This is a genomic window from Pseudoalteromonas sp. c7(2019) (assembly GCF_011378625.1).
Lineage (GTDB): Bacteria > Pseudomonadota > Gammaproteobacteria > Enterobacterales > Alteromonadaceae > Pseudoalteromonas > Pseudoalteromonas arctica.
This window is the reverse complement of the sequence record NZ_WTKS01000014.1, coordinates 69724-95827: the sequence shown is the minus strand read 5'-3', so window position 1 is coordinate 95827 and position 26104 is coordinate 69724. Positions and strand designations below refer to the sequence as shown.

General features: G+C 38.8%; 23 protein-coding genes and 1 tRNA gene. 10 read left to right on the top strand and 14 right to left on the bottom strand.

Annotated elements, in window-relative coordinates; genetic code table 11:
• Window positions 1–183 precede the first annotated feature (183 nt).
• Together GQR38_RS15420 and GQR38_RS15415 are read left to right on the top strand one after the other, a co-directional pair.
• Window positions 184–1497, top strand: a complete 1314-nt coding sequence (locus GQR38_RS15420; RefSeq protein ID WP_010554354.1) for an adenylosuccinate synthase — start codon at window positions 184–186, stop codon at window positions 1495–1497.
• A 111-nt stretch (window positions 1498–1608) separates the two neighbouring features.
• On the top strand, window positions 1609–2247 hold the full coding sequence (locus tag GQR38_RS15415; protein ID WP_007586412.1) for an SEL1-like repeat protein: 639 nt from the start codon (window positions 1609–1611) through the stop codon (window positions 2245–2247).
• A 70-nt stretch (window positions 2248–2317) separates the two neighbouring features.
• Here GQR38_RS15415 and GQR38_RS15410 read toward each other — a convergent pair whose 3' ends face one another.
• Window positions 2318–4165, bottom strand: a complete 1848-nt coding sequence (locus GQR38_RS15410; RefSeq protein WP_165722391.1) for a sodium:proton antiporter — start codon at window positions 4163–4165, stop codon at window positions 2318–2320.
• 870 nt (window positions 4166–5035) lie between these two features.
• Between GQR38_RS15410 and proB the strand changes: the two genes are divergently transcribed.
• Window positions 5036–6142: a glutamate 5-kinase gene (gene proB, locus GQR38_RS15405; protein ID WP_165722393.1), complete on the top strand. Its 1107-nt coding sequence runs from the start codon at window positions 5036–5038 to the stop codon at window positions 6140–6142.
• On the top strand, window positions 6139–7386 hold the full coding sequence (locus GQR38_RS15400; protein WP_007586417.1) for a glutamate-5-semialdehyde dehydrogenase: 1248 nt from the start codon (window positions 6139–6141) through the stop codon (window positions 7384–7386). The genes proB and GQR38_RS15400 overlap by 4 nt, the downstream gene beginning before the upstream one ends.
• A 76-nt stretch (window positions 7387–7462) precedes the next feature.
• Here GQR38_RS15400 and GQR38_RS15395 read toward each other — a convergent pair whose 3' ends face one another.
• The 4 genes from GQR38_RS15395 to GQR38_RS15380 all read right to left on the bottom strand — a co-directional run bounded on the left by GQR38_RS15395 (window position 7463) and on the right by GQR38_RS15380 (window position 14505).
• Complete coding sequence (locus GQR38_RS15395; protein WP_165722395.1) at window positions 7463–9670, bottom strand: EAL domain-containing protein; 2208 nt, start codon at window positions 9668–9670, stop codon at window positions 7463–7465.
• Between the two features lie 59 nt (window positions 9671–9729).
• On the bottom strand, window positions 9730–12948 hold the full coding sequence (locus tag GQR38_RS15390; RefSeq protein ID WP_165722396.1) for an ATP-binding protein: 3219 nt from the start codon (window positions 12946–12948) through the stop codon (window positions 9730–9732).
• Window positions 12948–14210 (bottom strand): extracellular solute-binding protein, encoded by a 1263-nt coding sequence (locus GQR38_RS15385; protein ID WP_165722398.1) that lies wholly within the window; start codon window positions 14208–14210, stop codon window positions 12948–12950. Before GQR38_RS15385 ends, GQR38_RS15390 begins: the two co-directional genes overlap by 1 nt.
• 219 nt (window positions 14211–14429) lie before the next feature.
• A tRNA-Ala gene (locus GQR38_RS15380) sits at window positions 14430–14505 on the bottom strand.
• Between the two features lie 166 nt (window positions 14506–14671).
• Between GQR38_RS15380 and GQR38_RS15375 the strand changes: the two genes are divergently transcribed.
• Both GQR38_RS15375 and GQR38_RS15370 read left to right on the top strand, forming a co-directional pair.
• On the top strand, window positions 14672–15067 hold the full coding sequence (locus GQR38_RS15375) for a hypothetical protein (protein WP_010554359.1): 396 nt from the start codon (window positions 14672–14674) through the stop codon (window positions 15065–15067).
• A 1-nt stretch (window position 15068) separates the two neighbouring features.
• Entirely contained in the window at window positions 15069–15569 is a 501-nt protein-coding gene (locus tag GQR38_RS15370) for a prolyl-tRNA synthetase associated domain-containing protein (protein WP_010554360.1), read from the top strand.
• Here GQR38_RS15370 and GQR38_RS15365 read toward each other — a convergent pair.
• Entirely contained in the window at window positions 15536–16684 is a 1149-nt protein-coding gene (locus tag GQR38_RS15365; protein ID WP_165722400.1) for an MFS transporter, read from the bottom strand. The two genes, GQR38_RS15370 and GQR38_RS15365, sit on opposite strands and share 34 nt — an antisense overlap.
• Window positions 16685–16882: 198 nt before the next feature.
• Between GQR38_RS15365 and GQR38_RS15360 the strand changes: the two genes are divergently transcribed.
• From GQR38_RS15360 to GQR38_RS15345, 4 genes are all read left to right on the top strand, one after another.
• Window positions 16883–17422 carry a DUF2058 domain-containing protein gene (locus tag GQR38_RS15360; protein ID WP_002957867.1) on the top strand — a complete coding sequence of 180 codons (540 nt, stop codon included), beginning with the start codon at window positions 16883–16885 and terminating at the stop codon, window positions 17420–17422.
• Between the two features lie 183 nt (window positions 17423–17605).
• Window positions 17606–17929, top strand: coding sequence for a c-type cytochrome (locus tag GQR38_RS15355; protein ID WP_165722402.1), 324 nt, complete (start codon window positions 17606–17608; stop codon window positions 17927–17929).
• 165 nt (window positions 17930–18094) lie between these two features.
• Complete coding sequence (locus tag GQR38_RS15350) at window positions 18095–18862, top strand: class II aldolase/adducin family protein (RefSeq protein WP_121953742.1); 768 nt, start codon at window positions 18095–18097, stop codon at window positions 18860–18862.
• Window positions 18863–18888: 26 nt separating this feature from the next.
• A complete protein-coding gene (locus tag GQR38_RS15345; protein WP_007375956.1) occupies window positions 18889–20064 on the top strand; it encodes a mandelate racemase/muconate lactonizing enzyme family protein in 1176 nt (391 codons plus the stop codon).
• Between the two features lie 95 nt (window positions 20065–20159).
• Here GQR38_RS15345 and GQR38_RS15340 read toward each other — a convergent pair whose 3' ends face one another.
• The 8 genes from GQR38_RS15340 to GQR38_RS15305 form a co-directional block, all read right to left on the bottom strand.
• The gene (locus GQR38_RS15340; protein ID WP_165722404.1) at window positions 20160–20531 is read right to left on the bottom strand and encodes a hypothetical protein; all 372 of its coding nucleotides are present in this window, start codon (window positions 20529–20531) and stop codon (window positions 20160–20162) included.
• 49 nt (window positions 20532–20580) lie between these two features.
• Window positions 20581–21420, bottom strand: a complete 840-nt coding sequence (locus GQR38_RS15335) for an amidohydrolase family protein (protein ID WP_165722406.1) — start codon at window positions 21418–21420, stop codon at window positions 20581–20583.
• A gap of 10 nt (window positions 21421–21430) precedes the next feature.
• Entirely contained in the window at window positions 21431–22159 is a 729-nt protein-coding gene (locus tag GQR38_RS15330; protein ID WP_010554366.1) for an SDR family oxidoreductase, read from the bottom strand.
• A 21-nt stretch (window positions 22160–22180) separates the two neighbouring features.
• The gene (locus GQR38_RS15325; RefSeq protein WP_007586440.1) at window positions 22181–22669 is read right to left on the bottom strand and encodes a peptidylprolyl isomerase; all 489 of its coding nucleotides are present in this window, start codon (window positions 22667–22669) and stop codon (window positions 22181–22183) included.
• A gap of 66 nt (window positions 22670–22735) precedes the next feature.
• Complete coding sequence (locus GQR38_RS15320) at window positions 22736–24205, bottom strand: LysM peptidoglycan-binding domain-containing protein (RefSeq protein WP_101164327.1); 1470 nt, start codon at window positions 24203–24205, stop codon at window positions 22736–22738.
• Between the two features lie 55 nt (window positions 24206–24260).
• Window positions 24261–25283, bottom strand: coding sequence for an MBL fold metallo-hydrolase (locus tag GQR38_RS15315; protein ID WP_165722408.1), 1023 nt, complete (start codon window positions 25281–25283; stop codon window positions 24261–24263).
• Between the two features lie 63 nt (window positions 25284–25346).
• The gene (locus tag GQR38_RS15310) at window positions 25347–25652 is read right to left on the bottom strand and encodes a cell division protein ZapA (protein ID WP_007586447.1); all 306 of its coding nucleotides are present in this window, start codon (window positions 25650–25652) and stop codon (window positions 25347–25349) included.
• Complete coding sequence (locus GQR38_RS15305) at window positions 25652–25882, bottom strand: hypothetical protein (protein WP_007586448.1); 231 nt, start codon at window positions 25880–25882, stop codon at window positions 25652–25654. Before GQR38_RS15305 ends, GQR38_RS15310 begins: the two co-directional genes overlap by 1 nt.
• Window positions 25883–26104: the final 222 nt, after the last annotated feature.

Sequence of the window (26104 nt, the reverse complement as noted above, 5' to 3'; positions counted from 1 at the left end):
CCTCGCATTTGCGGGGCTTTTTGTTAAACACAGTCTAGTGCTTTAAATCACTGTTATTTATGTGGTTATTAGCTAATATTTGGATATAACAAATGCGCGCAGAAAAAATAAGCTGAACAGGGGTGATCTTTACTTTAGTTTTCTGGTAAAATCTCGTCCTAATTTTCTCTAAGTGAATTTACGATGGGTAAAAACGTTGTTGTATTAGGCACCCAATGGGGTGACGAAGGAAAGGGTAAGGTAGTTGATCTCCTTACAGACAAAGCATCTTTAGTAGTTCGTTATCAAGGTGGCCACAATGCGGGTCATACTTTAGTTATCGAAGGTGAAAAGACGGTTCTACACCTTATTCCATCGGGTGTATTACGTGACAATGTTAAATGTGTGATTGGTAATGGTGTAGTTTTATCACCAGAAGCGCTAATGAGAGAAATTGGCATGCTTGAAGAACGCGGCGTACCTGTACGCGAGCGTCTTTTAATAAGTGAAGCATGTCCGCTAATCTTGCCTTTCCATGTTGCATTAGATGTAGCCCGCGAAACTGCTCGTGGCGATAAGCCAATTGGTACAACTGGCCGTGGTATCGGTCCTGCGTACGAAGATAAAGTGGCTCGCCGTGGTTTACGCGTAGGCGATTTATTTAATCCTGAATTATTTGCAGCTAAATTAAAAGAAGTTCTTGAATACCATAACTTCACTTTAGTTAACTACTACAAAGTAGACGCTGTAGATTTCCAAAAAACGTTTGATGATGCAATGGCTGTTGCTGATATCTTAAAAGCAATGGTTGTAGATGTAACTGAGCTTTTAGATCAAACGCGTTTAGCTGGCGAAAACATTTTATTTGAAGGTGCACAAGGTACGTTACTTGATATCGATCACGGTACTTACCCTTATGTAACATCTTCAAATACTACAGCTGGTGGCGTTGCTACTGGTGCAGGTTTTGGTCCATTAAACCTTGATTACGTTTTAGGTATTATTAAAGCGTACACTACACGTGTTGGTTCAGGTCCTTTCCCTACAGAGCTTTACGACGGTCTTGAGAAACAAGATCCAGTTGGTAAGCACTTAGGTGATAAAGGCCATGAGTTTGGCGCTACAACAGGTCGACTTCGTCGTACGGGTTGGTTAGATGCAGTGGCTATGCGCCGTGCAGTTCAAATCAACAGTATTTCAGGTTTTTGTTTAACTAAGCTTGATGTTTTAGATGGCTTAGAAACGCTTAAAATCTGTATTGGTTACAAGCTTGAAGATGGCACAGTTACTAACGTAACACCATTAGCAGCTGAAGGTTACGATAAAGTAACGCCAGTATACGAAGAAATGCCAGGTTGGTCAGAAAACACTGTTGGTGTAACGAGTCTTGACGGTTTACCAAAAGCTGCGATTGACTACATCAAGCGTATTGAAGAAATTACGGGTGTTCCAATTGATATTATTTCTACAGGTCCAGACCGCGTAGAAACTATGGTACTTCGCAACCCGTTTGCGTAATTACCATTAGATTAAAAAAAGCTGCCTAGTGCAGCTTTTTTTGTATCTAAAATTCACCTTGGAACGATCTTTGTATATATTTTAATAAGTTTATTTTTATAAGTGGTGAGCATGCGTTTATTTTACCGTAATTGCGTATTAAGGCTTTCGTTAATTCCGCTGTCTTTATTTATAGCAACCAACAGCTTAGCTACAGAAAGCCCTGCTGCTGTACCGCTGTATACAGAATCTGAGCTAATTGCGTTAATAAATAAAAATACGCATTTAGCGCGGGTGAAGGCAGATGATTGCCAGTTAGTGCAAGATATAGAAGCACGAGCCAATAAAATGGCATTGCCGTCTTATCAATTTTTATACGGCGATATGCTGGCTTATAACGTGTGCGTGGATCGTAATGTAGAGTTAGGTGTGTATTACATGCGAAAAGCGGCTGAACAAGGCTTAGCGGCAGCGCTAGAGCAGCTAGGGCGTTACTACGACACCGGGCGTTTAGTTCAGCAAGATAAAGCAATGGCAATTACGTATTTGCGTGAAGCGTCGTCGCAAGGCAATTTAAAAGCACAACTACGTTTGGTTAAATTATTTAATGATGGCTATGGCAGCCCGCGTGATTTTGAAGATGCATACCGTTGGCTATTTAATTCTATGGTCGCAGATAAAGCGACTCATAAAAAAATTGAGCGAGCGCTGACTAAGTTAGCGCAAAAAATGCCAGATAGCGTGGTTGCGCGAGCTCGCCTTCCTATTTAATGGCTCTTAAAAAACAAAACCCTAACTTTTTAAGTTAGGGTTTTTGAGTTTTTACAGGTAGTAAAAGTGTTTAACTTTCTTCTTTAGCCTTTGTTTGCGGGTCTTTTAAGACCGACATTTTAGGCGGCTGTAATGCAACAACACGCTCGCCTTCTAGCGGCGGTTTTTCCATGTTGATTGTAAACGGTCTTAGCTTAATTGGCGTATCGTCATCGCTGTCTTTATCACCTTTAAGAATAAACAAAGGGATAGCCTCAGGGTTCATTTCTAGGTATTGCTCCCAGCTAAACTCATCCGAGATACGTGTTGAACTAACCTTACCGCCTTTAGCTATAATACTGCTTAAACGTGCATACGAGCCTTCGTCTCCAAACAGTATTTGTCTAGATAAAAACGTTGCGCTGTCTTTATTTGCTTTAGCATGCGACGTTGATGAGCGAAGCGAAAATACATTTTTTTCATTAAGTAAATGCGAAAAGTATTGAACGCCTAGCGCATTATGATGACGGTTTGGCGATAGCGCTAAGACACTGCGAATAGTTGTTAGAGGTAAGTAGCGTTCAGCATGCTCTGATTGCGGGTTACCATAATAACAAGCTAAGCCATCCATACGTGCCATTCTGCAGTTTTCCCATGCAGGATCTGAAAGGTGAACCGGAATATTCTGCTCTTGTAAGCCACGTCCAATTGCACGCGATACATGGTTTGCACCAATAATTAATATTGTGTTTGGCGATGGTTGGCGTACACCTAATAGCTTGGCAACAGGGATGGCTGTTAAGCTTTGCAGCACAACCGTAATGATGATCACCGTAAATATAAGTGGCACCATTTTTTCAGCATCAGCAACGCCAGCTTCCATCATACTTAGTGCAAATACCGACCCAACGGCTGCGGCAACTATACCGCGTGGAGCAATCCAGGCAAGTACCAAGCGAGACTTCATTGGTAAGTCAGTACCAAAGGTCGAAATAGCAATACACAGTGGGCGTGCAACAAAAAGCACAATAGCTAAAAATATAAATACATCGCTGTCGAGCATCATCAAATCAGAAAGCTGTAAGCGTGCTGCAAGTAAAATAAATAGCGTCGATATTAATATCATCGACAAGTCTTCTTTAAACTCAAGTACAGAATCTATTTCTAAATCGTCTTGGTTCGCAAGCCAAATACCAAATACAGTTACTGCTAATAAGCCTGATTCATGGCTTAAATAGTTTGATACAGAAAAACTAATAAGGACTAGTGCTAAAATTCCAAACTTATGTAATTCAAATGGCAGCCACTCGCGACGCATTAATAGGGTTGTTAGCCAACCTGCAGCAACACCAATACTTAAACCAACACCCAGGGTTTTAACTAAAGCAATAATAGTATGACTAAATACTTCGCCTTGGCCTACAAGCATTACAGCTTCAAATACCAATACAGCAAATAATGCGCCAATAGGATCTATTACAATACCTTCCCAGCGAAGTATGCGGTCTATGTCTTGTGTTGGGCGCATTGAGTTTAATAGCGGTGCTATAACGGTAGGGCCAGTAACAACGAGTACTGCGCCTAGTACCGCAGCAACACGCCAGTTAAGCTCAAGCAACCAGTAGGCGCTTAGGCTAATAATAATGCAGGTAGTAAGCATACCGATTGAGCAGAGATTCCTTACAACTTTTCCTATCCCTTTTAATTCTCTGAAATGCAGAGTTAAGGAACCTTCAAATAAAATGATGGCAACGCTTAGTGATACTACTGGAAACAGTAAATCACCTAAAAGTGCATCAGGGTCTAAAACACCACTAAATGGTCCAAGTAAAAGACCAGTAAGCAATAAAAAAAGAATAGCGGGTACTCTAAAAGCCCACGCGACCCATTGGGCAAGCACAGAGCAAAGTGCGATACCGGCTATGTAAATTGCTGACATAGATTAAGAATTCCTTATTTATGACGATATGTTTAGAAAGTATAACTTTTGTTAATTATTAATACAGGGGTATACACCGGAAACTGAAATATTACTAATCAATTTTAGCTGCTTATAAAAGATTAGTAGGCTTAAATTATTTAGCGAGAACTTAGCCACCTTATTTTAAAGTGTATTAATTGTTTAATTTATTGAATTTTAATAACAATATAAAGGGTATGAGTGTTTCGTATTAACTTAGTTCGAATTTTAACCTTGATTTTAAAGGGGTATTTGGTGTATTATACTTCGTGTTCTAATAATTAGTCATCTAACGAAGTTTATTGAAGATAAAAGATGCTTGTTAATCTTAACGTCATTTTTAATCTTTATAATCATGTGTTAGTGATGTTTCTAGTATTTGAGCATTACAAAATATCATTTGCCGAATTCTTGGTATGGTTTTGCCAAACAAGTTTATTTAATTATTTAAGTAAATAAAGGTTTGAGTTGAACTATTACTTTCAATATTTAGCCCCCCATCGTGGCGGTTAAATCTCGGTCCTTTGGTCTTCACCCTATCTGTTGGTGTATCAGACTTTAGAGGCTCTATGTATGTTGTTAATAAAAAAGCCACACACAGCTTTTTACAGCGATGCATAAACAACACTTTTAAATTTTTTGATTAGTGCTGCTCAATATTATTGGGTTGTTGCTACTTTTACTTAACCTCAAATCTAAGCTTCTTGTTTTAGATATGGTTTTTGCGTGTGTGTAAAAAAGTGTTGCCTAAATGAAAAGAAAAATTCGAAGCTATGTTTTAAACCTAGCTACTTAGTTTTAGCTCGTCTAATTAAGATGAGCGCAGATAAAATGGAAAGTTGAGCATTTATGCAAAAGTTAAATTGGCGACGTATCGTACTTAAAGTAGGTAGTGCATTAATTGCACCAGATCAAGATGGCTGCCGTTCGCGTTACATATTAACCATCGCACAGTTCATTGTTCGTTGTCGTGCCCGTGGAATCGAGGTGATTTTAGTATCATCGGGTTCTGTAGCGGCTGGAGCGCATTTATTCCCATCAGACAAACCTCGCTCTGTGGTAATGAAAAAGGCAATGGCAGCAGCAGGTCAAACAGAAATGATCGCCATGTGGGACCGCTTTTTTGACTTTCCATCTGCGCAGCTATTATTAACGCACGGCGATTTACGTGACCGCGAGCGTTACCAAAGTATTCGCGAAACTGTGTTCACTCTACTTGAGCACGGTATTCTCCCTATTATTAATGAAAACGATGCGGTGACAACCGATGAGCTACGAGTGGGTGATAACGATAACTTATCAGCGATGGTTGCAGCTGCAGCGGATGCCGATGCTTTATTAATATTCTCAGACGTTGATGGGCTATATGACAAAAACCCTAACTTACATGATGATGCGGTGTTACTGCCTGAAATAAAATCAATTGATGAATCTATTTATGCTATGGCAGGATGTGCTACAAGTGCTGTTGGTACTGGTGGCATGAAAACCAAAATAGAAGCTGCAGAAAAAGCAACGTCACATGGTATCGCGACTTACATTATAAACGGCTTTAAAGAAGAAACATTTACGAAACTGCTAGCTGGGGAAAATCCTGGTAGCATATTTTTACCGTACGAAAAACCGATGCTGGACTCTGTGCATTGGATGACACACACAGCAAATGAGCAAGGTGAAGTTGTTGTTGATGGATCATTTGATGAATCCCTTGAAGGTGAAAGTGGCTGTATTCGCGGTGATGAAATCATGGAAGTCCATGGTGAATTTGCTGTTGGTGATACCATTTTAGTACGTAGTGAAGACGGTACGCGTTTAGCTAAAGCGACCGCAAATTATAGTAGCTGTTTGTTAAACTTTATTGCAGACAACGAACAGAGTGAATTCAGCGAAAAAATGCAGGATTCAATTGGACCAGTTATATCTGAAAAACATATCGCATTATTGGAGAAGTCATGAGTTTAATTACGGACATTTCACGCCAGACAGCTAAAGCTGCCCACACACTTGCTTTACTCGATACCGAGACTAAAAACCAAGTACTAGTTGAAATGGCAGCAGCACTAAGAGAGCAAAAAGCATTTATAATCAAAGAAAACGAAAGTGACCTAAGCGCAGCACGCGACAATAACTTAGCAGCTTCAATGATCGACCGCTTAACGCTAAACGATGAGCGTATTGAAGCAATGGCAGAAGGCATTGAAGTAATCGTAAGCCTGGACGATCCTGTTGGTCAGCTACGTGATATTACAGAGCGTCCAAATGGCATTAAAATTCGTAAAATGCGCGTACCTCTTGGCGTTGTATGTATGATTTACGAAGCACGCCCAAATGTAACAGCAGACGCTGGCGCATTATGTTTTAAATCAGGTAATGGCGTAATTTTACGTGGCGGTAAAGAAGCACTTAAAAGTTCGCAAGCTATCGCAAGTGTAATGCACAGCGTACTTGAAAAGCATAACTTACCAGTATCACTTATTTCAGTGATTCCAGATCCAGATCGTGCACTATTAATGGAATTAATGCAGCAACGTGAAAGCATTGACTTAATAATTCCACGTGGCGGTGAAGGCTTAATTAACTTTGTTACTGAAAATAGCACGATCCCAGTAATTCAGCATTACAAAGGCGTTTGTCATCTATATGTAGATAAAGATGCAGACCTAGAAATTGCGCTTAACTTACTACTTAACGGTAAAACGCAGCGTACCGGTGTTTGTAATGCACTTGAGGGCTTAGTAGTTCATCAAGATGTTGCAGATGAGTTTTTAAATCTGTGCGCAGTTGTATTACGCCAAGAAGGTGTAAAAATAAATGCTGACAGCTTTGCAGCTAAATACTTTGATAATGCAACTGTGTTAGCCGATAACGAATTTGGTGAAGAATATCTAGACCTAGAAATCGCTATTCGCGTTGTACCAAACTTTACGGCAGCGGTTGAACACATTGCACAGTTTGGTTCAAACCACACTGAAGTAATTTGCACTAAGAACGCAGCCGCTGCAGAGTTATTCCAGCGTAGTGTTGATGCTTCTGTAGTTATGGTTAATACATCATCTCGCTTTTCTGATGGCTCACAGCTGGGTCTAGGCGCAGAGATTGGTATAGCAACTTCTAAGCTTCATGCATACGGCCCTATGGGACTTGAGTCACTGACTACTGAGAAGTACTTAGTGAATGGTGAAGGCCAAGTTCGCGAGTAACCGCTAAAGCTTAATTTCATTAAAAAGCCGAGTATGGAAATACTCGGCTTTTTTGTTTTTTCAGACTACTCTGTAATTAATTTAGTTTTTCAAGCCAGTCGCTTGCAGGTTCAGGCCTGTGTAAATAATAGCCTTGAAGAATAACTTCTGGATATTCTTGCAATAAATCAAAGTGGGACTGATTCTCTACACCTTCGGCAACTATCTCGAGTTCAAATAAACGGCCTAAGCTTACAATCATATCAATAATCAACTTATCGTTATTATCAGTCGGTGCTTCCAATACAAAAGAACGGTCAATTTTTAGTTCTTGTATGGGTAATTGTTTAAGATAAGTTAAACTCGAATATCCAGTACCAAAGTCATCAATTGATACCCTAATACCTAGCTTCTTGAGAAAGTGAACAGCCTCAATAGCCGCTTCCATGTGATTAAGCAATGTACCTTCAATTATCTCAATAGTGAGTTGCTGAGGATTAATGCTATGTTGCTTTATTTGTTGGCTAATAAAGCTTAAAAAACGCGCTTCATGAAAGTGCCTGCCACTTACATTAATTGATAGGTTTAACTCAGGGTGAGTTTTACTAAGTTGCGTTAATATTTCAAGTGCATTTGAAGTTACCCAGCAATCTAAGTCATAAATTATATCTGACTCTTCGGCTATAGATATAAACTCACCAGGGCTAATGAAGCCTTTTTGAGGATGCTCCCATCTTAATAAAACCTCAGCCCCTTTAAGGGTTTGGCTTCGGTCAAATTGGGATTGTAAATATAGGGATAACTCATTATTTGAGATTGCTTTACGTAAATCTTGCTCGATTTCAAAACGGCGTTTTGCTTGCTCGCCAAACGAAGTATCAAAAAAGGTAACTCTATTACCGCCTTTTTCTTTTGCTTTGTAACAAGCCGCCTCACAGTTACGAATTGTTTCTATAGCACTTTCCCACTGATCTTCTCGAGGAAAAATATACGTGCCAATACTTACGGTTAAGCTAACGTCTTGTTCATCAACCACAAAGGGGTGGTTTACACTTATGAGCAGTTCTTGGGCTTTATTTTCAGCCATAGCTTGGGCTCTGATCCTGCCAACGCCTTTTTCAACTGTACACAGTACTGCAAATTCATCACTGCCTAAGCGAGCAATAACATCTTTTTTACTCACCTTAGAATGAATTCGTTTAGTTAATTCTTTTAAAATGTTATCGCCAGCGAGTAGGCCTAATCCATCATTTATTGAGTGGAAGCTGTCTATGTCAATAATATAAATATAGGCATAACTATTTTCGGTACTACAAACCTGAAGTTGCTGCTCCAACTGCTTTAAAAAACCATTTCGGTTGGGCAAACCTGTAAGTTCATCATGCCATGTGAGGTAGTGAATTCTTTCTTGCGTTATCTTAACGCTAGAAATATCACTAAATACACCAATATAGTGCACATTGGTATCTTGCTCGCCTCTTACCATACTAAGAGTTAATAACTCAGGATAAAGCTCGCCATTTTTTCGTCTGGTTACTAGCTCTCCACTCCAATATCCTGCTTGGTTTGCATGATGCCATACTTGATCAAAGCTAATACTAGGGTGGTTATTTTGTTTAATATCGTGCAACTGCATTTGCAGGGAGTCAGATTCAGAGTAACCTGTAATCCGGCAAAATGAAGGGTTTACGGCAATAATTTTTCCGTTACTGTCGGTAATAACAACGCCATCAGCGGTTCCCGTTAGGGCTTGATAAAATAACTTTTGTTTTGAGGAGAGTTCTTTTAATTCTTCTTCACGCTGACTTAACTCTTTCGCCAGAGACTCTATTTCAAGTAGTTTGTCGTGCAGGTCAAAGTTTTTTTCTATAAGCCTATCTAGCATGCCTTGAGCGGTAATATGAGTGCGAATGCGTGCTCTAACGAGCGCTAGCTTGTAAGGTTTGTGTATGTAGTCAATTGCGCCCATAGCAAAGCCTTTTTCTTCAGACTCTTCCTCGGTAAGCGCAGTTACAAATATGACGGGGATGCCTTTGGTATTTTGTTTCGCTTTGAGTATATTACATACTTCGTAGCCGTCCATGCCAGGCATCATTATGTCTAATAAAATCAAGTCAGGCCGAGTTGACTCAATAAATATCAAAGCCTGCTCACCACTAGTAGAAATACGTACATCGTAGTCAGTTAAAAGTCCTTCTACTAATACGTGTAAATTACTAGGTTCGTCATCAACAATAAGAATTAAAGGTTTATGCTTTTGTTCTGTGGTTAATCCATTATTGTTTGCGAGGTAATTTGAATGCACTATCTGTCCTTCTCTGCGTTCTTTACAATATTAAATCTAGTTCAGGTTAGTGGTTATGCCTAATTTTTATTATCGTTTCTATACTTATCAATAAGCTCAATTACTAACGCGTAGTTAAAATGATCAATTGCTTCTTTGAGCTTAAATAGAGAGTGGCCTCTATCATATTGATTCATTTCTAGCTGTCTAACCAAACTGCTAGGTACGGGGCGAGCCGTTAATGCTAATGAGTATATATTATCAATAACCGAGTCTTCGTTTTCTAGTTCATGTTGCTGTATATGTTCTTTTTTAAAGCTATCAGCTATCAAAAATTGTTTTACAGCAAAAAGTGTAAGTATTAATTGCTCATTAAAATGAGATAAATTAATACTTTTCTTATCTATTAAGCTTTCCTCAATACTTTGCGCGCTTTGTTGCAGTAGCTCAAAGCCTAATGTGCCGGCCAAGCCTTTGAGTGTATGTACTAGTCGAATTAAGCTTTCTAACTCTTCATTTTTGATTAATATATCAGCTTTAATCGAAAAGTCATTGTAATCGTTGACAAACTGAGTAAATAATTTAGCTAACAATTCGTCATTGTTTTCTAGGTTTTCTTTTGCTAAAGGCAGGTTTATAGTGCTCAGAGATTCGCTACTTTGCAGATGCTTTTCAATACTTTCGTAAAGCGCATCAAAAATAATCGGTTTTACTAAAAAGTCATCCATACCCGCTCTAAACGCTGCTTTTTTATCATTAGGATCTCCGGCTGCCGTAATAGCAATTATAGGAGTTTTGTAGCCTCGCTCTCTTAATATGCTTGTTGCTTCAAGCCCATCCATAACTGGCATTTGAACATCCATAAAAATAATATCGATGTCATTTATCTCTACTTTATCTAATGCATCATGTCCATTATCAGCAATGATCACGGTCATATCTAATCTTGCTAAAAGGGCGGAGGCTATTTCTTGGTTAATTCTATTATCATCAACAACTAATGCATTAAAACCCGAGAATTTAGGGTGAGGCTTTAATTGCTTTTCTTTAAAATTATTTGGTGAAAGCTTTCTTAAAATTTCAACTTCACTATTTTTATTACCGATAATTATAATGTCTATATTTTCATTTTTTGCAATTGGCTCAGGAGACTCTTCATCGGTAATTAATAAAATCAGTGTCAATTTTTCATTAACGTTTTTATTTTGAGCGTACAGTTGTTGTAAAATAAAGTTATCGTTGAGCTCTTTTTTTTCTATCGACATTATTACAATACTAAATGGGCTACTAGGCTGAGACATTTTTGCAATGGCCCTTAATGGTTCTTGTGTTGTTTCTGTCGTTATATTTATATCACTTAGTAAGTCCATTAATTTTTTAATTTGCTCATTATCAGGGCTAATTAATAAGGCGTGTTTTTTAAGCTTTTGTTGCTCAGATAAAGTAAAGGGTAGAGTAAAGAAAAACTCGCTACCTTGATTAATCGTGCTCCTTACTTGTATATCTCCGCCCAGCAATTTAGTTAATTGTTTGCTTATAGTGAGTCCTAAACCGGTCCCACCATACTTTCTTGTTGTGCTTGAATCACCTTGCGAGAAAGACTGGAATATAATTTTTGATTGCTCTTCAGTCATCCCAATACCCGTGTCTTTTATACTAAAGCGAAGGTTTATTGTTTTTTCGTGTTGAGATGTCGCTTCTATAATTAATGATATTTCACCATGCTCAGTAAACTTAATTGCGTTACCTACACAGTTATTTATTATTTGACTTAAGTGCATTGGGTCGCCAATAAGTTCAAGCCCTGCATCAACGTGTAAAGTAAAGTTTAATAACAAGCCTTTTTGCTTAGCATTTGTTGAGAATAAATTTTGAACGTTAGAAACTATAGTATGTAAGGTAAAAGGGATTTGCTCTAACTGAACTTTTTCCGATTCTAGTTTAGAAAAATCCAGAATATTATTTAAAATCTGCAATAAATTTTGAGCACTTGAAAAAGCTTTATCTGCGTAGTGTTTTTGCCTTGAGGGAAGCTCGCTGCTTTGTAAGAGTTGCAACATACCTAATATGCCATTCATTGGGGTGCGAAGTTCATGACTCATATTGGCTACAAAATCTATTTTTGTTTTATTGGCTTTATCAGTTTGCTCCATAGCACTCGTCAGGTCGGCATTCATTGCTTCCATTTGGGAATTTAATACGCGGGTTTCATTGAGTAGCTCTTTGGTTTGCTTATTTTTTAAATATAAAGCGTTGGCTGCTTTTATTACCGACGCTATTTCAGTTTGATTTTGGCTGGTATTTGAAATAGTTACTGGCTTTTCGTTATTCATGTCTTTAAGTAATAAAGTGAGCTGGGTAATCGGTTTTATAACCGATCTAAAAATAAAATAGCTTAATAATAAAATGATTAACATAATTAAAACGGCAAATATATTTGCCTGTTCTGTATTTTTTGTTAAGTGGCTACTTAGTAGCTCTTCTGTTTTGATTAGTTTATTTTTTTCTATATTTTTAATTTCATTAGTTAAATACAGCAATTCGTTTTCTATGCCTGTAAGCACTACATTTACAGAAAAAGTGTAGCTACGGGTGAGTAATACAAGTTGGTTATAAGCTTGTTTTAAGCTTGTTGTTTTATTGGAGAGGGATTCATTTATTACAGAGGTGCTCGTTAGTTTTTTATGTAAGTGATTTAAGTTTTGTTTTACATTTTGTGCTTCATCAAAATTAGGTTTATAGAGATAGCTTATAATTGCGTGTTTTAAATTACTTATTGTGAGTAAAACATCGTTAAAAATAACTTTATTATCATTGTTTGAAGACCCTTCTAAATCACTAATTGTTACCTGTAGGTCATCAATAGGCTGTTTGAACTGAGTAGTGTAAAGGTGTTCGCGTTTTTGTCTGTTTACGACAACTTGGCCAAATGTATCTTGGTAATTATTTAGATACTCGCCAAGGCGTATTAGTGAGTTTTGATACTCAGGGGTTTGGTTTTGAGTGTTTGTTTTTAGCTGCTCGAGATTTAGATTTGCCTTATTTAAATAAAAATTAAATTTGGTAATCGTATTTTCATTTGCATTGTCAATAAATGAAACTGCATGCCCTTGCAGGGAAATAATATCGTTTTCTAAGTGATTCACAGCTTCACTTTGAATAAGCGCGTTATGCTGCGACTTTTGCAAGTTAAGTAAGGACGTTTGCGAATAGTTAAACAAATAGCTTTGTAAAAGAAGTAATCCAATCAGCGAACACAAAGCTAATATTATTTTTGATTTAATTGAATTTATTATCATTATCGGCTAATCAACTCATACCATTTTTGTAGACTGTAGTCATAGGTTGGCATAACTGTATTCCATACTGCTACATTGCTAAAGCGTTTATAGTAACTACCACCATTACGTTGCGCACCAGCTTTAATAGCTACGTCGCCATTTGTATTTAATAAATCTATGCTTGTTACTTTTCCACCGTACCAGTAATCCCATTCGGCCGGCGATAAGAGTAGTTTAGAGCGTTGTGGGTTACTAATGTAATAACCTTGGCGAGCAATAAATGCACCAGGCCAGCCTGAAAGCCACCAATTCATATAATCGTAAGCTGCATCTTTTACGCTACTTTGTGTTTGTGACGATAAACACATAACACCATGCCAGCCTCGGTAGCCTTCTTTTGGCGCGGCAAAACGAACATTAATATTTTGGCTGTTTAACGCAGAGACGGCAGGCGAAAACATACTTTCTATATGGGCTCGCTTACTTTTCATAAATTCAATCGACTCAGGGACCGAGTTCCAATAGCCACTAAAGTGACCTTGGCGTTTAAAGTCGAGTAATATACTAAACAATCTATCAAGTTCTGGGCGAGTCATCGCACCTATATTGTTAAATTTTATAAGCCCTTTACTTTGCGCTGCTAGGGCTAGGTCAAAGAGTCCAATGGTAGGCGCATTTACGATAGCTACTTTACCTCTGTTCTCGTCATCAAGCAGCCAACTCCAGCTTTCTGTTTCGTATGCTATACCGGGCTTAATAAAATCGGTGTTGTAACCAAAAGAGTCAACATTATGCACATAAGGTAAAAAGCTAATATGATCGCTTTCTTGTGAGCTTAATGTGCCATCGGGTTGAACATTTAATAATTTATAGGGAGCATCACCTGCACCAATACTTGCAGTTTCGGTTAGTTTTCCCGTTTTAGTAAGTGGATTTATCTCGTTAAAGTAGGTGAGTCGTTTTTTTTCTATTGGCTGTATAGAACCTGCATCCCAAAGCACATTAATGCTGTTTGACCATTGTTCGTATAAATCAAAGGAGCTAGGGTCCATTGATGCCTTTTGCAAAACGGCAGCGCTGCCTGCGGGAGTAAATTCTATATTAATACCCAAGTCACTCATTGCTTGTTTGCGGATAGCCTCTTGGAGTGTTACATGCGTACCAAGCACTCTTAATGTGACTTTTTTTCGGGCAAAAACATAAGGCGCATGTGTTATTGCACCAGCTGTTAAACCTATAGCAGCTAGCTTTTTTAGCGTTGAACGCTTAGGTATGTCCATGTTAAGCCTAAAGTACTAATGTGTGACATTATGTATAGCTAAGAACTTGTAAAGACACAAGTTGAATGGATAAATTTAAAATTATATAGAATGAAAAATTAGAATAGTAGGGTGTCAAAAAATAATAAAAACAATGGAAAAATAGAAGAGTAGAAGAGTAGAAGAGTAGAAGAGTAGAAGAGTAGAAGAGTAGAGCGAATTTGAAAAGGAGTAGGAAAGTGGTGGAGCTAAGCAGGATCGAACTGCTGACCTCCTGCGTGCAAGGCAGGCGCTCTCCCAGCTGAGCTATAGCCCCACATTCCTAAATTACATATAATGTAACTGCTTGACTGCTGAGTTTCAAGCGGGACGAACTTTAAGTTTTTTTATAAATTTGGTCAAGTATTTTTTCGTAAATTTTCACTGTTTACGTCAATTTTTGTTAGACTCGGCTTAATTCAAAACTAAAACGATAAAAAACAATGAAAAAATGTGTTCTAGCGCTTATGGTTTTACTCGCTGGTTGTGCCTCAAATGACGAGCCGCCTTTTGAAATAAATAATAAACAGTTTCACGAAAAGCAAGATGAGCAAGGCAATAAGCTTTTTGCTTATGTTGTTTCGGTAAAAGCTAAGCATCGTGAAAACTTTAACCTAGACCGTGGTCCTAACAATAGACCAAGCCGTGGTGAGGTTAAGCAGTATATAGAGAAAGAGCATTTTGAAGAGTCGAGCATTCTGAAGTTGCAGCTAGAAGATCAAGCAGTTGAATTATTAAATCAAGAGCTAAAAGAGCGTGAGTATTGCGATAACAAACATGAAGTTAATGATGTTTTATGGCGAGATTTGAGCGTACAGCTAAGAGGACGTTGCTTGTAATATGTTGGCTGATAAAACTAAGTTAGCAGAGCTTTTAGTGCGCCTAGATATTACTTACGATGCAATAGAACATCCGCCGCTACATACTAGCTTAGCGGCTGATGAGTTTATGATTGAGCGCCCAGGTACTCGTCTTAAAAACCTATTTTTACGCGATAACGAAGGCAAGCGACACTTTTTAGTTATTACAGCGCACAATAAGCAACTCGATTTAAAGGCACTATCAAAGCAACAAGGGCTTTCGCGTTTAGGGTTTGCATCGAGTGAACGCTTAGCAACGTATTTAAAAGTGGCTCCTGGGTGTGTATCTATGTTGGCTCTTTTAAATGATAAGCAAAACGAAGTGAGCTTATGGGTCGATCAAGATATTTGGGGTGGTGATTTGTTTCATTGTCATCCGTTTGAAAACACCCAAACATGGTTGCTTAGTAAAGCTGATTTAGAAACATTTTTTAATCACACAAAGCATCAACCGCGCGTTGTATTTTTACCCTCAAAATAAGCCCACATAATTAACGATAAACCGCATAAGCAAACCGCGAGCAGCGTAAACATAAACGCTGTTTGCCCATGATGTTGGTACACCACACCGGGTAATAACGACCCCAATGCCCCACCACTGTAATAAAACGATACATATCCGCCATTGGTTACGCTTGGCGGGGCTTTACTTATTTTATTAACGAGCGGTGCGGCAGTTGAATGAATCACAAACATAGCACCACAAAACAAAGTAAATGCGATTAAAAATAAGCTAAGCTGGTGGCTCATTAATAAAATAATACTCACACTATAAAAACTAAATACCGCAGTTAATAAATGCCAAGGCGAAGGGACTTTTTTAAGTAACCAAGGTGCAGCAATAGAGGCGAGGGCACCAACTAAATAACCACTGTAAACTAAACCTATGTCACGAGTATTGGTAATTAAAAACGTGTTTTGTAATATAAACGGTAAGTAATTAAGTAGTGCAGCAAAGCAAAAAAACATACAAAAGACGGCACCGTACACTTTAAGGATAGCGCCTTCTTTAAGTTGTTTAATGTAATCCAGAGGGGAGAGCTGCGACGGTGTAGCTGGGTTTGTAAAGCGAGAATGCTTAATTGTCAAAGCTAAGCAAATAAGCATAAAAGCAATTACGTAATAAAAGCTCTGCCAATTCCATAAGTCGCTAAACAAAGCTGCGAGCACACGACCAAAGTAACCACCAACTATACTGCTACCAATATATAGGGTCATATTTTTTTGAAGTGTATCAGCGCTATAGCTCATACCTATATAGCTAGTCATTGCTGTTAAAGCTGCAGGGAGTGTTAAACCTTGTAAAAATCTGACTAATAATAAAAGCTCAAAGCTAGGTACATAAATAAAAAGTAAGCAGCTAAGGCCTAAAAGCACCATTGCAATACGTAATATAAGTAGTGGATTTATTTTTGCTAAAAATAAACCATAAACGATCGGGGCAATGGCTAAGGGCAGCATAGTTGCAGTCATTAAGCTGCCAGCTACCGCAGGTGCTACATTAAATTCGCTCGCAAAAAGGCTAAGTAGGGGTTGGGGTGCATAAAGCACAAAAAATATAAATACCGAGCAAACGAGTAGATGAGGTAAACGCATTATATGGCTCGTGCATTTGCTGATTGGTTGCGTGGTATTGTATTAAAAATTGCTTTTAATTCATAATTAAAACCATAGTCATTGCGCTATATCATGGTTTGTTTTAACTAGTTTGCTAGATTAATGTCGATAGCGCTGTTATTTGAACTCGTTGGTGATTAAAATAGCGATAATATTAGTTTTTAGTGGAACAAAGCCATGGGTTCATTACAAGACCAATTGCTTCAAGCAGGATTAACAACATCGCATAATGCTAAAGTTGCTAAATCAGAAAAGCGTAAGCAACAAAAAAAGCAAAAGAAAGGGGCTACTAGCAACCCAAGTGATCTGCAAAAGCATATTCAACAAACCAAGCTAGAACAGCAAAAAAAAGCTGAAGAGCTTAACCAAACACGCCAAGTGAGCTTAAAGCAGCGCGAGCAAGAAGCGCGTGTTAAACAAATTTTAGAGCACCACAACCAAGACGCTATTCGTGGTGAGCGCACATTTAATTTTACTTATCAAAACAAAGTAAAAAATATCGACGTGAACGAGAAAACGCAAAAAGCGTTATCGGGCGGTCGTTTAGCTATTTGTGTACTAGAAGGGCAATTTTACGTATTAGACGACGAACCAGCACGCAAAGTGGCTGAAGTTGACGAAAAGTATATTGTTTTTCATGTAGAGCCAGAAAACAAACCAAAAGATGAAGATGACCCGTACGCAGACTTTGAAGTACCAGATGATATAGTGTGGTAATAGTCCATTAAGGGTAAGCTCATTTTTATTTGCTAAAGTATATAAAAGTGAGACAGAAACGAGTTAGCGGTTTTTGGTTAAGTTGATCGTCTAGCGTCGTTTCGTACGTATGCTTTTTATTTGATTGTTTACTACAATCAATAGAACAGTTTTTCTAACCGTCAAAAAAGAAGAGTAAATACAATGAGCAAGATGAAAACACTACTATTAGGCGCGGGCATTACTTTAGTCGCAAGCTTCTCGTTTAATGCAGCTGCTGCCGATGGCGCTGCACTTTATACCGCTAAAAATTGTCAAACTTGTCATGGCGCTGAAGGTAAAGCACCAATTATGGGTATGTACCCTAAACTAAACGGTCAAAACAAAGATTATTTAGTAGCGCAAATGAAAGATATTAAGTCAGGTGCACGTAATAACGGTATGACCATGGCTATGAAAGCAATGGTTGCAACGGTAACTGATGAAGAGTTTGAAGCAATTGCAGATTACCTAGCTAACGTAAAATAATTTACGCAGTTATACCATTTTAATACAATTGGTATTTTAGTTTTACAAACAGCCACACAATAGTGTGGCTGTTTTGTTTGGTGTTTGCTATAAAATAGAGACTGCTTTAGACTTCTAAACATCTGTTCGTACAGGTTAATAATGTACGTTTTTAAAAGGCTTATTATGTTTGATTTACCCCAACTCGATTTAAAAAATAAAGTATCGGCACAAGAGTGGCAACTGCGTATTGATTTAGCTGCGTGTTACAGACTGGTAGAGCACTTTCGTTGGGGGGATTTGATCTATACGCATTTATCAGCACGTTTGCCTGGCACCGATCATTACTTAGTGAATGCCTTTGGTTTAACCTTTGATGAAGTAACTGCCTCTAATTTAGTGAAGGTCGACTTAGACGGTAACATTATTGACGATACGCCATTTAGTATTAATCCAGCTGGTTTTACTATTCACAGTGCGATTCATGAGGTACGCGAAGACGCTCATTGTGTTATTCACCTTCATACTAAAGAAACAATCGCTGTAGCTACACAAAAAAATGGTTTATTACCGCTTAGCCAATATTCAATGTTTTCACTGCCATCGCTTTCTTATCATGGTTACGAAGGGCTTGCAGTAAACGACGACGAGCGAAAAGTGCTGCAAGATGATTTGGGCAGTACTAACCATATGTTATTGGTAAATCATGGTGGCTTAACAGTAGGGCCAACGGTAGGCGATGCGTTTATGCGCTTTTATGATTTACAGCGAGCGTGTGAAATTCAATTGGCGCTACAATCAAGCTCGCAAGAGGTGATTGAAGTACCGCAACCTATAATCGACAATATTTATAATCAAGCAAACGTAGTACACAGTGGCAGCACTGGCGGGCAACTTGCGTGGCCTGCGATGTTACGTAAAGCGTATCGACTTGACCCTAGTTTTGCAAAATAACCCATAGCGGTTAATAAGGAATTTTAATGAAAGTAAATCGCGTTGAAGTATTTGATATTCACTGTCCTGATAGACCTTCTTGGACACCTGTGTTTGTACGTATTCATACTGACGAAGGTATTAGTGGTGTTGGCGAAGCGGGCCTTGCATACGATTTAGGTCACAGTGCTGCAGCGGCTATGATTAAAGAAATGGCCGACGCCTTTTTAATCGGCCACGACCCTTTTCAAACAGAAAAACTATGGTCACGTATGTTACGTGAGAGCTTTTGGGGTTTAGGCGGCGGACCTGTTGTATATGCTGCAATGAGCGCAATTGATACCGCACTTTGGGATATAAAAGGTAAAGCGCTTGGTTTACCTGTATATCAATTGTTAGGCGGTAAAGTTAACGACAAACTACGCACTTACGCTTCGCAATTACAGTTCGACTGGGATAGCGAATTTAAAGCGCTCGTACAGCCGCAAGAATATGCAGAAGCGGCTTTAAAGGCGATGGCCGAAGGTTACGATGCAGTAAAAGTAGATCCAATTCAGTACGATAAAGACGGCAATACTTATTACGACCGTACAAAAATAATCTCACGTACTGAAATGAAGCTATACCGTGCGCGTATGCAAGCTATTCGCGAAGCAGTAGGCGACGAAGTAGACATTATTTTCGAATGCCACAGTTTACCGGGTGTTACAACCGCCATTCAGTTGGGTGAAATTGCAGAAGAATTTGACTGTATGTACTTTGAAGAGCCAGTTAACTATTTAAACCATTCATTACATGCAAAAGTAGCAGATAAAGTTAATGTGCCAATTGCTGGTGGTGAACGTTTGTATAATCGCTGGGGTGTGCGCCCGTACTTAGAAGATCAAAGTATTGATGTTCTACAACCTGATATTGGTTTATGTGGTGGTTTTACCGAAACCAAAAAAGTGTGTGATTACGCTGATATTTTTGATGTGCGTATTCAAGCTCACGTATGTGGCGGGCCTGTTGCAACAGCAGCATCACTGCACTTAGAAACGGCTATCCCTAATTTTTTGATTCATGAGCACCATACTTATGCGATTAAAAAGTGGAACCGCGAGTTATGTTTACAAGACCCACAACCTAAAAATGGTTTCTTTGAAGTGTCAGAAGAGCCTGGGTTAGGTATTGAATTAAACGATGAGATTGTTATGCGTTCTCAACGCGTAGAAATAAAATAATAGCCTTTTAACCTAACTTTAGGTTATGCATTAAAAAGCCGGTAAGTGATTAGTCACTTACCGGCTTTTACTTTTTTGGGGGGAGGTAAAGCTTGTTATAACTCGTTGATTTTACATTCTACGTCTTTAAGTTCAATAGTTGCTTTGCTATCGAGATGGCGTATGTAGCATTGCTTGCCTTTAATCATCAATTCAAACTGATCGGGTGTATTGCGACTTTGCGTGTCGATAATATTATTACCATCTACATTGCTAAGGGTTACTGTGCTGCTGGTAGTAAATACATCATCAGCTAATTGAGTCTCTTGCATATGTACAAGTGTTTTAATTGCTTTGCTAACCGCTGTTTTATTTGGCTTTGCCAGTAGAGCATGTTGCAGCTTAGGTGTCGGGTCTGGATTTTGAGATATGCAGCCATTGAGAAGAAGCGCTGAAAATACAACGATTAGTAAAAAGTACATTTTCATAAATTGGCCGTATTATCATAAAAAGAGAGTTTAATATAACTAGTTTTACTTACACTTGGTAGTAGTGCTTAGCGTTTGCATAGCTAAGGTCATGCCATGTCTTATCGTTTGAGCATAACGCCTTATGGCAGTGCCATAGATTGTTGTAGCTTGTATTTATTTGGCACACAGGGAAGTTGCTAGCAAACATAATACGCTGCTGGCCAAAGTGATTAAAAAGAAAACTAAAACACGCTGCTTGTTGCTCGCTGGTGAGTTGTAGTAATTCAAAACCAGAGAATTTAATTGCTATGTTGTCATGCTGAGCAAGTAACTCAGCACCTTGTCGCCAATCATTTAAATTACTTGGCAGTCCTGCATGATTAATTATAATTTGAAGCTGCGGTAGCTGCTTAGCGTAGTAAGCTATTTGTTTGGTTATTTCGCTATTTTCAATATCAAACTGAGCTTCAAAATGCAGTTGGGTATCTGATAACGTTGTTAGGTTTTTAAAGCTATTAGCATCTAATAAACGCTTTGCGTCAGTGCCTTCGGTTATATCTCTAATGCCACACAAACTCAGATGAGCTAAAGCTTCCAACGAGTTTATAAACTGATCAGCCGATGAGTCAATTTGGGTGTAACTAATAGCCTTAAATGAAAGGCTTTTTAAATGCGAGTCTAGCCAGTTTAGCTCGTTAATAGGGGAGGTGTTATCAAACCCTGCTTCTATATGAACAAGCCCTACTAGCTCAAAGTCAGTACTTTTAACAAGTTGCTGTGCACTTACTGGCTGTTTTATTTTTTCTAAATTTGGCCACGCTGGTGGGTTAGCGCCTTGTAACCATGAGTATTGACCTTCTACTAAATTAAAAAAGTGTACGTGTGGGTCAATAATTTTTAGGCTCATTGCACATTACTCATTGGGCAGTGTAGCCACCGTCAATGCTTTGTAGGCTGCCAGTAATAAAGCTGGCATCGTCGCTTGCTAAAAAGCTCACAAGGGCAGCAACCTCATCGGCTTGACCTAATCGGTTAAGCGGTTGAAGACTTGCTTCCTCGGCAACTATTTCAGCTTTGTTTGCGCCACTTTTTGCGCAGTACGCATCTATCGCGTTATGAAATAGCGGGGTTTCTATTGTGCCAGGGCATACCGCATTTGCTCTAATATTAAAACCCGCGTAATCAAGCGCTGTTGTTTTAGCCATTGAGGCAAGGGCATGTTTTGTTAGGTTATACGCAAAAGAGTTTTGCTTACCTATAATTGCCTGATCCGAAGCGACTAATATAATAGCGCCGCCATTTTGCGCTTTCATGCTTGGCAATACGCTTTGTATTGCGGCATAAGCGCCTTTAACATTAAGCGCAAAAAGTGCATCGAGAGTTTGCTCGTCAGTGCTTTCTATATTTGCGCTTAAGTGTTTTCCAGCATTAGAAACAAGTACATCAATACGTTTGCTTTGTTCACAGATAGCGTTGATACAGCTTTGTACCGCCGATACATCACTTACATCACACTGATGAAATATACCGATTTCGCTCAGCTCTATATCAAGATTATGTACTTCATAGCCATTGTTTAGCAAACGCTTTACTACGGCTAAGCCAATACCTTTTGTACCACCTGTAACGACTGCAACTTTAGACATACTTACTTCCTTTATTGCTAACTAGTGAGAGTGACCACAGCCGCCTTCAGCGTGCACGTGTCCGTGAGAAACTTCTTCACTTGTTGCTTCACGTACCGATATAACTTCAACGTCAAACGTTAGCGTTTTACCAGCAAATGGGTGGTTTAAATCACAATCTGCGTTAAAACGACCAACCTTAACAATAGTAACCTGATGACGACCTTGGTTAGAGCTAACCATTGCTGTCATACCTGGTTTCCATACTTTAACGTCGCCTTGTAGGTGCTTAAGCGGAATACGTTGAATTAAGTCATCAACACGCTCGCCGTATGATTCACTTGGCTCTAGAGTTACACTAAATTTTTCGCCAGCTTCTTTGCCTTCAAGTGCTTTTTCTAAACCAGGAAGCATGCCTTCACTGCCATGAATGTAAGTAAGTGGCGCTTCGTTTGTGCTACTTTCAATTTGCTCGCCCGCTTCGCTAAGGGTGTAATGAAATTCAACTGCTGAATTTTTGCTAATTTGCATGCTTGTCTCTTCAAATAATAACTATGTTAGGGCGCAATTTTACGCGAAATATACTTGTTTATAAACTTAACGTGGCTGATTTAGTGTTTTTTGTAAATTTAGCAGAAAATCTTTTTTTGTTGGGGCTGCTTTTTGCTTTTCAGCCTGTGGTATAAACAGCACTAATTGAGTACCAGGCTTTAAAATGCTAGATGCAGAGAGTTTGTTCCATTTTGCCAAGTCGCTATGAGGTACATCGTAAAGCTGACTTATACTCCAAAGGCTATCGCCCGACTTAACTTCGTAATCTATTTCAATGGTGGGAATCGCAATCTCTTGGTGTTCTAAATAAGGGCTAATTTTGTAATCAACTGTTAATGTGCTTGGCAGGGTTTTAGGTTGTCCAACTAATAACTTTTCTCCAACGCCTATTAAATTATTATTTTTGTTATTAAGTTGTTTTAAAGCTTTTACCGACATACTAAAACGTCTAGCAATACCGTAAAGCGTGTCGTTTTGTTTAACGATGTACTCTCCAGCAAAGTTTGATTTAAAAAACTGACTTTTTAATAAAGCCTCTTGTCCTATAGGAAGCAGTAAAGTATGCGGCCCGTTAGGTGAGCTTTGATTTTTTAAATATCCCTGATTAATCGCGTGTAACTGCTTTGAGCCTATACCAGAGAGCTTAGCTATAACCGAAAAATCGAACTGCTGGCCTATATTCATCTGTGTTGTAAATGGCTTATATGCAAGCTTTGGGCGTTTTATGCCCTTTTGTGGGTGCTTAACTAAATAGCTTAAAGCGAGTAACTTGGGTACGTAGTCGGCGGTTTCTTTTGGCAGACTGAGTGACCAGTAATCGGTGCTTTTACCGCGTTTTTTGTTTTTTTCGATTGCTCGTTTAACGCGGCCCTCACCGCTGTTATAAGCGGCCAAAGCATGTAGCCAATTACCATCAAAGCGTTTATGTAAGTAGCTTAAGTAATCAAGTGCAGCATCGGTTGAAGCAAGTACGTCTTGGCGCCCGTCATACCATTGGTCTGATTTAACACCAAAGTGATGCGCCGTTGCGCCAACTAACTGCCAAACACCAACAGCTTGCTGTGATGAGGCTATCGTTGGTCTAAAATCGCTTTCTACAAATGGTAGTAAAGCGAGCTCCATAGGTAGTTGCTTTTGCTCAATTTTTTTTACGATATGATACAGGTAAGGCGCTGCGCGTTTACTCACAGTTTGTAAGTAGTTAGGTTGCTTTGCGTACCAGCTGATACGCTTTTTTAACGCGCGATTTTGATAAACCGTAAAGTGTAGATTGTTGGCTATATGCACCCACAGATCGGTGGTTTTTGGTGGGCGCTTTTTTACGATTGTTTTTTTGAATTGAAGTGGCGTAACGTGCTCACTAACTTGGGGCGTTTGAGCTACTTCATCATCAATATCATAAGTATAGTCAGGCTCAAAATGAGTAAATATTTGTGGAGCTTCTTGTGGTTCTTGCTCCGTTGATTGACAACCAAATAACAAAATACCCAAACAACATAAAACCAAACTGCGCATAGTGATCACTTTTGTAAATTCCTTTTATTATTTTAACACAATCCGTTGTGTTGAGTTATTCTGCGCTTTTTGCGCGATTTAGGCCAGCTTGTAAAAAGAAGTTGCTCGATTTTATATTAAGCGCTTCTTGTTTATAAGGCTCAATAACTGATTCAGGAAACGATAGCATTAACTGCTCAATACTTTGATCTTTATTGTTTTTAACGTGCTCTATTATGGCTGTTAAAAATGATAGAGGCTGTTTCAGCTGCTCTTTTGTTAATGTGCCGCCGTGCCCAGGTAAAATAATAGTGAGCTTTTCGTCGTTAATATATTGCTTAAGCAACGTTTGCCAACTTTTAAGTTCACCGTGTCCAGGGTAAGGAAGCCAGTCAACGATATCGCCACCAATCAGCACACTGCCATTATTAGTAGTAATAGTTAAATCGCCGTTAGTATGGGCTTGTTGCGGCTCAAGCGTTACCTCAAAATCACCAAGGTCGATAACTTTACGACTATCAATTACTATTTCGGGTTTGCTAAGCTGATACTCCTGCCAGCGAAAAAGTCGTTTTTTTGCAAGCTCTAACTTATTTCGCCATTTAGCTTGCTCTTCTTTGGGCACATTCGCTAATCGTTGGTAGCTCAGCTCAATGCTCTTTTCATACGTGTCTAGTTTGTCGGTATATGCTGTTTGATAAAGGTTAAAATTTTTATTTACCTGCTGATGAACAATGAGCTTAGCATCAGGGTAAAAATTTTGCATAACCGCCATGCCCAGCAAGTGATCGTCATGGTAGTGGGTAGCCACTAAATAGCATAAGGGTGTTTTAAGGCGGTTCTTTAAATCTTCAGCAAGTTGTTCAACTGCAGCAAAATTGGCGCTCGTATCAACAAGTAGGGCACATTTCTCGCCTTCAATTAATACTTGGTTAGAGTCGTAAAAGCGAAGCTTGTCTTGTTGCTTTAAAAACTGAATATGAGGGTTTATTGTATTCCAAGTGACGGCAGCATAGGTGTTAGGTACTATTGATAATAAAGTGCATGCTAATAGTAAGTGCTTACATGAAGAGGCTATGTTTGAAAGTTTTAACTTCATTTATTATCTCTACGCTGATGTTTAATTACTTTAATAATAAACAAAAAGCGCAGTATGCGCTTTTTATTTTTGGTGTTTGGGGTCATTTGCCAAATGCTGACTGAGTTTATCAATCATTTGGTCTTGATGCTGTTGCTCAACTGTAGCCTGTGTTTTTGCTTCTAGCAATTCGTGGCTTAAGTTTAATGCTGCCATTAGTAGGGCTTTTTGATCGTTTCTAACGGTTGAGCGTTGCTTCATTTGCTCAACTAAGTCATTTAGATTTTTAGCTGCTGCTATTAATGCATCTTCCTGCCCTTCAGGGCAAGCAAATTGCTGCTCTTTACCTAGCAACTCAACAGTGACCCGCTGGTTTTGCAGCTCAGACATTAGCTAGCCTGTTGTGCGCTTTGTAACTTATCAAGAAGACCAGATAAAGTAGTGCTGGCATCTTTTTGCTTTTCTTCATTTTCTAAAGCTTCAAGTTGTAGCAATTCGTTGTCATCGCTTAGTTTAGTGTTCTGTTCTTTTAAAGTAACAACATCTGTTTGTAATTGGTTATTACGTTCGATTAAAGAATCGATCAGTTGTTCGAGTTGTTGAAGAGTAGTGTTATTCATAAAGGCGCTCATATAACTGTAATTAATGTCATGCAAATGTAAAGCAAAGTGTGTTGATTTGCCAGCATTTACGGTGGTTTTAGCTGATTTTTCTTTTGCGTTAAGGGATAATTCAGCATATGGGCTTTTTCATTCAGAAATGGTTCACTTAAACACTCTCTTATCTTGGTGTAAGTTGCCAAAGCCTAGTGCTTATGGTTCACTTACGATATTAAATTGCGT

Bases quoted from the DNA above. Each gene is read 5' to 3' on its own strand.
- GQR38_RS15365 (WP_165722400.1), bottom strand. From the start codon at position 16,684: ATGCGTTTACCTCATCTACTCGTTTGCTCGGTATTTATATTTTTTGTG.
- GQR38_RS15370 (WP_010554360.1), top strand. From the start codon at position 15,069: ATGTTGGCTGATAAAACTAAGTTAGCAGAGCTTTTAGTGCGCCTAGAT.
- GQR38_RS15325 (WP_007586440.1), bottom strand. From the start codon at position 22,669: ATGCAAATTAGCAAAAATTCAGCAGTTGAATTTCATTACACCCTTAGC.
- GQR38_RS15385 (WP_165722398.1), bottom strand. From the start codon at position 14,210: ATGGACATACCTAAGCGTTCAACGCTAAAAAAGCTAGCTGCTATAGGT.
- GQR38_RS15390 (WP_165722396.1), bottom strand. From the start codon at position 12,948: ATGATAATAAATTCAATTAAATCAAAAATAATATTAGCTTTGTGTTCG.
- proB (WP_165722393.1), top strand. From the start codon at position 5,036: ATGCAAAAGTTAAATTGGCGACGTATCGTACTTAAAGTAGGTAGTGCA.
- GQR38_RS15315 (WP_165722408.1), bottom strand. From the start codon at position 25,283: ATGAAGTTAAAACTTTCAAACATAGCCTCTTCATGTAAGCACTTACTA.
- GQR38_RS15320 (WP_101164327.1), bottom strand. From the start codon at position 24,205: ATGCGCAGTTTGGTTTTATGTTGTTTGGGTATTTTGTTATTTGGTTGT.
- GQR38_RS15335 (WP_165722406.1), bottom strand. From the start codon at position 21,420: ATGAGCCTAAAAATTATTGACCCACACGTACACTTTTTTAATTTAGTA.
- GQR38_RS15420 (WP_010554354.1), top strand. From the start codon at position 184: ATGGGTAAAAACGTTGTTGTATTAGGCACCCAATGGGGTGACGAAGGA.
- GQR38_RS15410 (WP_165722391.1), bottom strand. From the start codon at position 4,165: ATGTCAGCAATTTACATAGCCGGTATCGCACTTTGCTCTGTGCTTGCC.
- GQR38_RS15355 (WP_165722402.1), top strand. From the start codon at position 17,606: ATGAGCAAGATGAAAACACTACTATTAGGCGCGGGCATTACTTTAGTC.
- GQR38_RS15350 (WP_121953742.1), top strand. From the start codon at position 18,095: ATGTTTGATTTACCCCAACTCGATTTAAAAAATAAAGTATCGGCACAA.
- GQR38_RS15305 (WP_007586448.1), bottom strand. From the start codon at position 25,882: ATGAATAACACTACTCTTCAACAACTCGAACAACTGATCGATTCTTTA.
- GQR38_RS15330 (WP_010554366.1), bottom strand. From the start codon at position 22,159: ATGTCTAAAGTTGCAGTCGTTACAGGTGGTACAAAAGGTATTGGCTTA.
- GQR38_RS15400 (WP_007586417.1), top strand. From the start codon at position 6,139: ATGAGTTTAATTACGGACATTTCACGCCAGACAGCTAAAGCTGCCCAC.
- GQR38_RS15310 (WP_007586447.1), bottom strand. From the start codon at position 25,652: ATGTCTGAGCTGCAAAACCAGCGGGTCACTGTTGAGTTGCTAGGTAAA.
- GQR38_RS15345 (WP_007375956.1), top strand. From the start codon at position 18,889: ATGAAAGTAAATCGCGTTGAAGTATTTGATATTCACTGTCCTGATAGA.
- GQR38_RS15360 (WP_002957867.1), top strand. From the start codon at position 16,883: ATGGGTTCATTACAAGACCAATTGCTTCAAGCAGGATTAACAACATCG.
- GQR38_RS15340 (WP_165722404.1), bottom strand. From the start codon at position 20,531: ATGAAAATGTACTTTTTACTAATCGTTGTATTTTCAGCGCTTCTTCTC.
- GQR38_RS15375 (WP_010554359.1), top strand. From the start codon at position 14,672: ATGAAAAAATGTGTTCTAGCGCTTATGGTTTTACTCGCTGGTTGTGCC.
- GQR38_RS15415 (WP_007586412.1), top strand. From the start codon at position 1,609: ATGCGTTTATTTTACCGTAATTGCGTATTAAGGCTTTCGTTAATTCCG.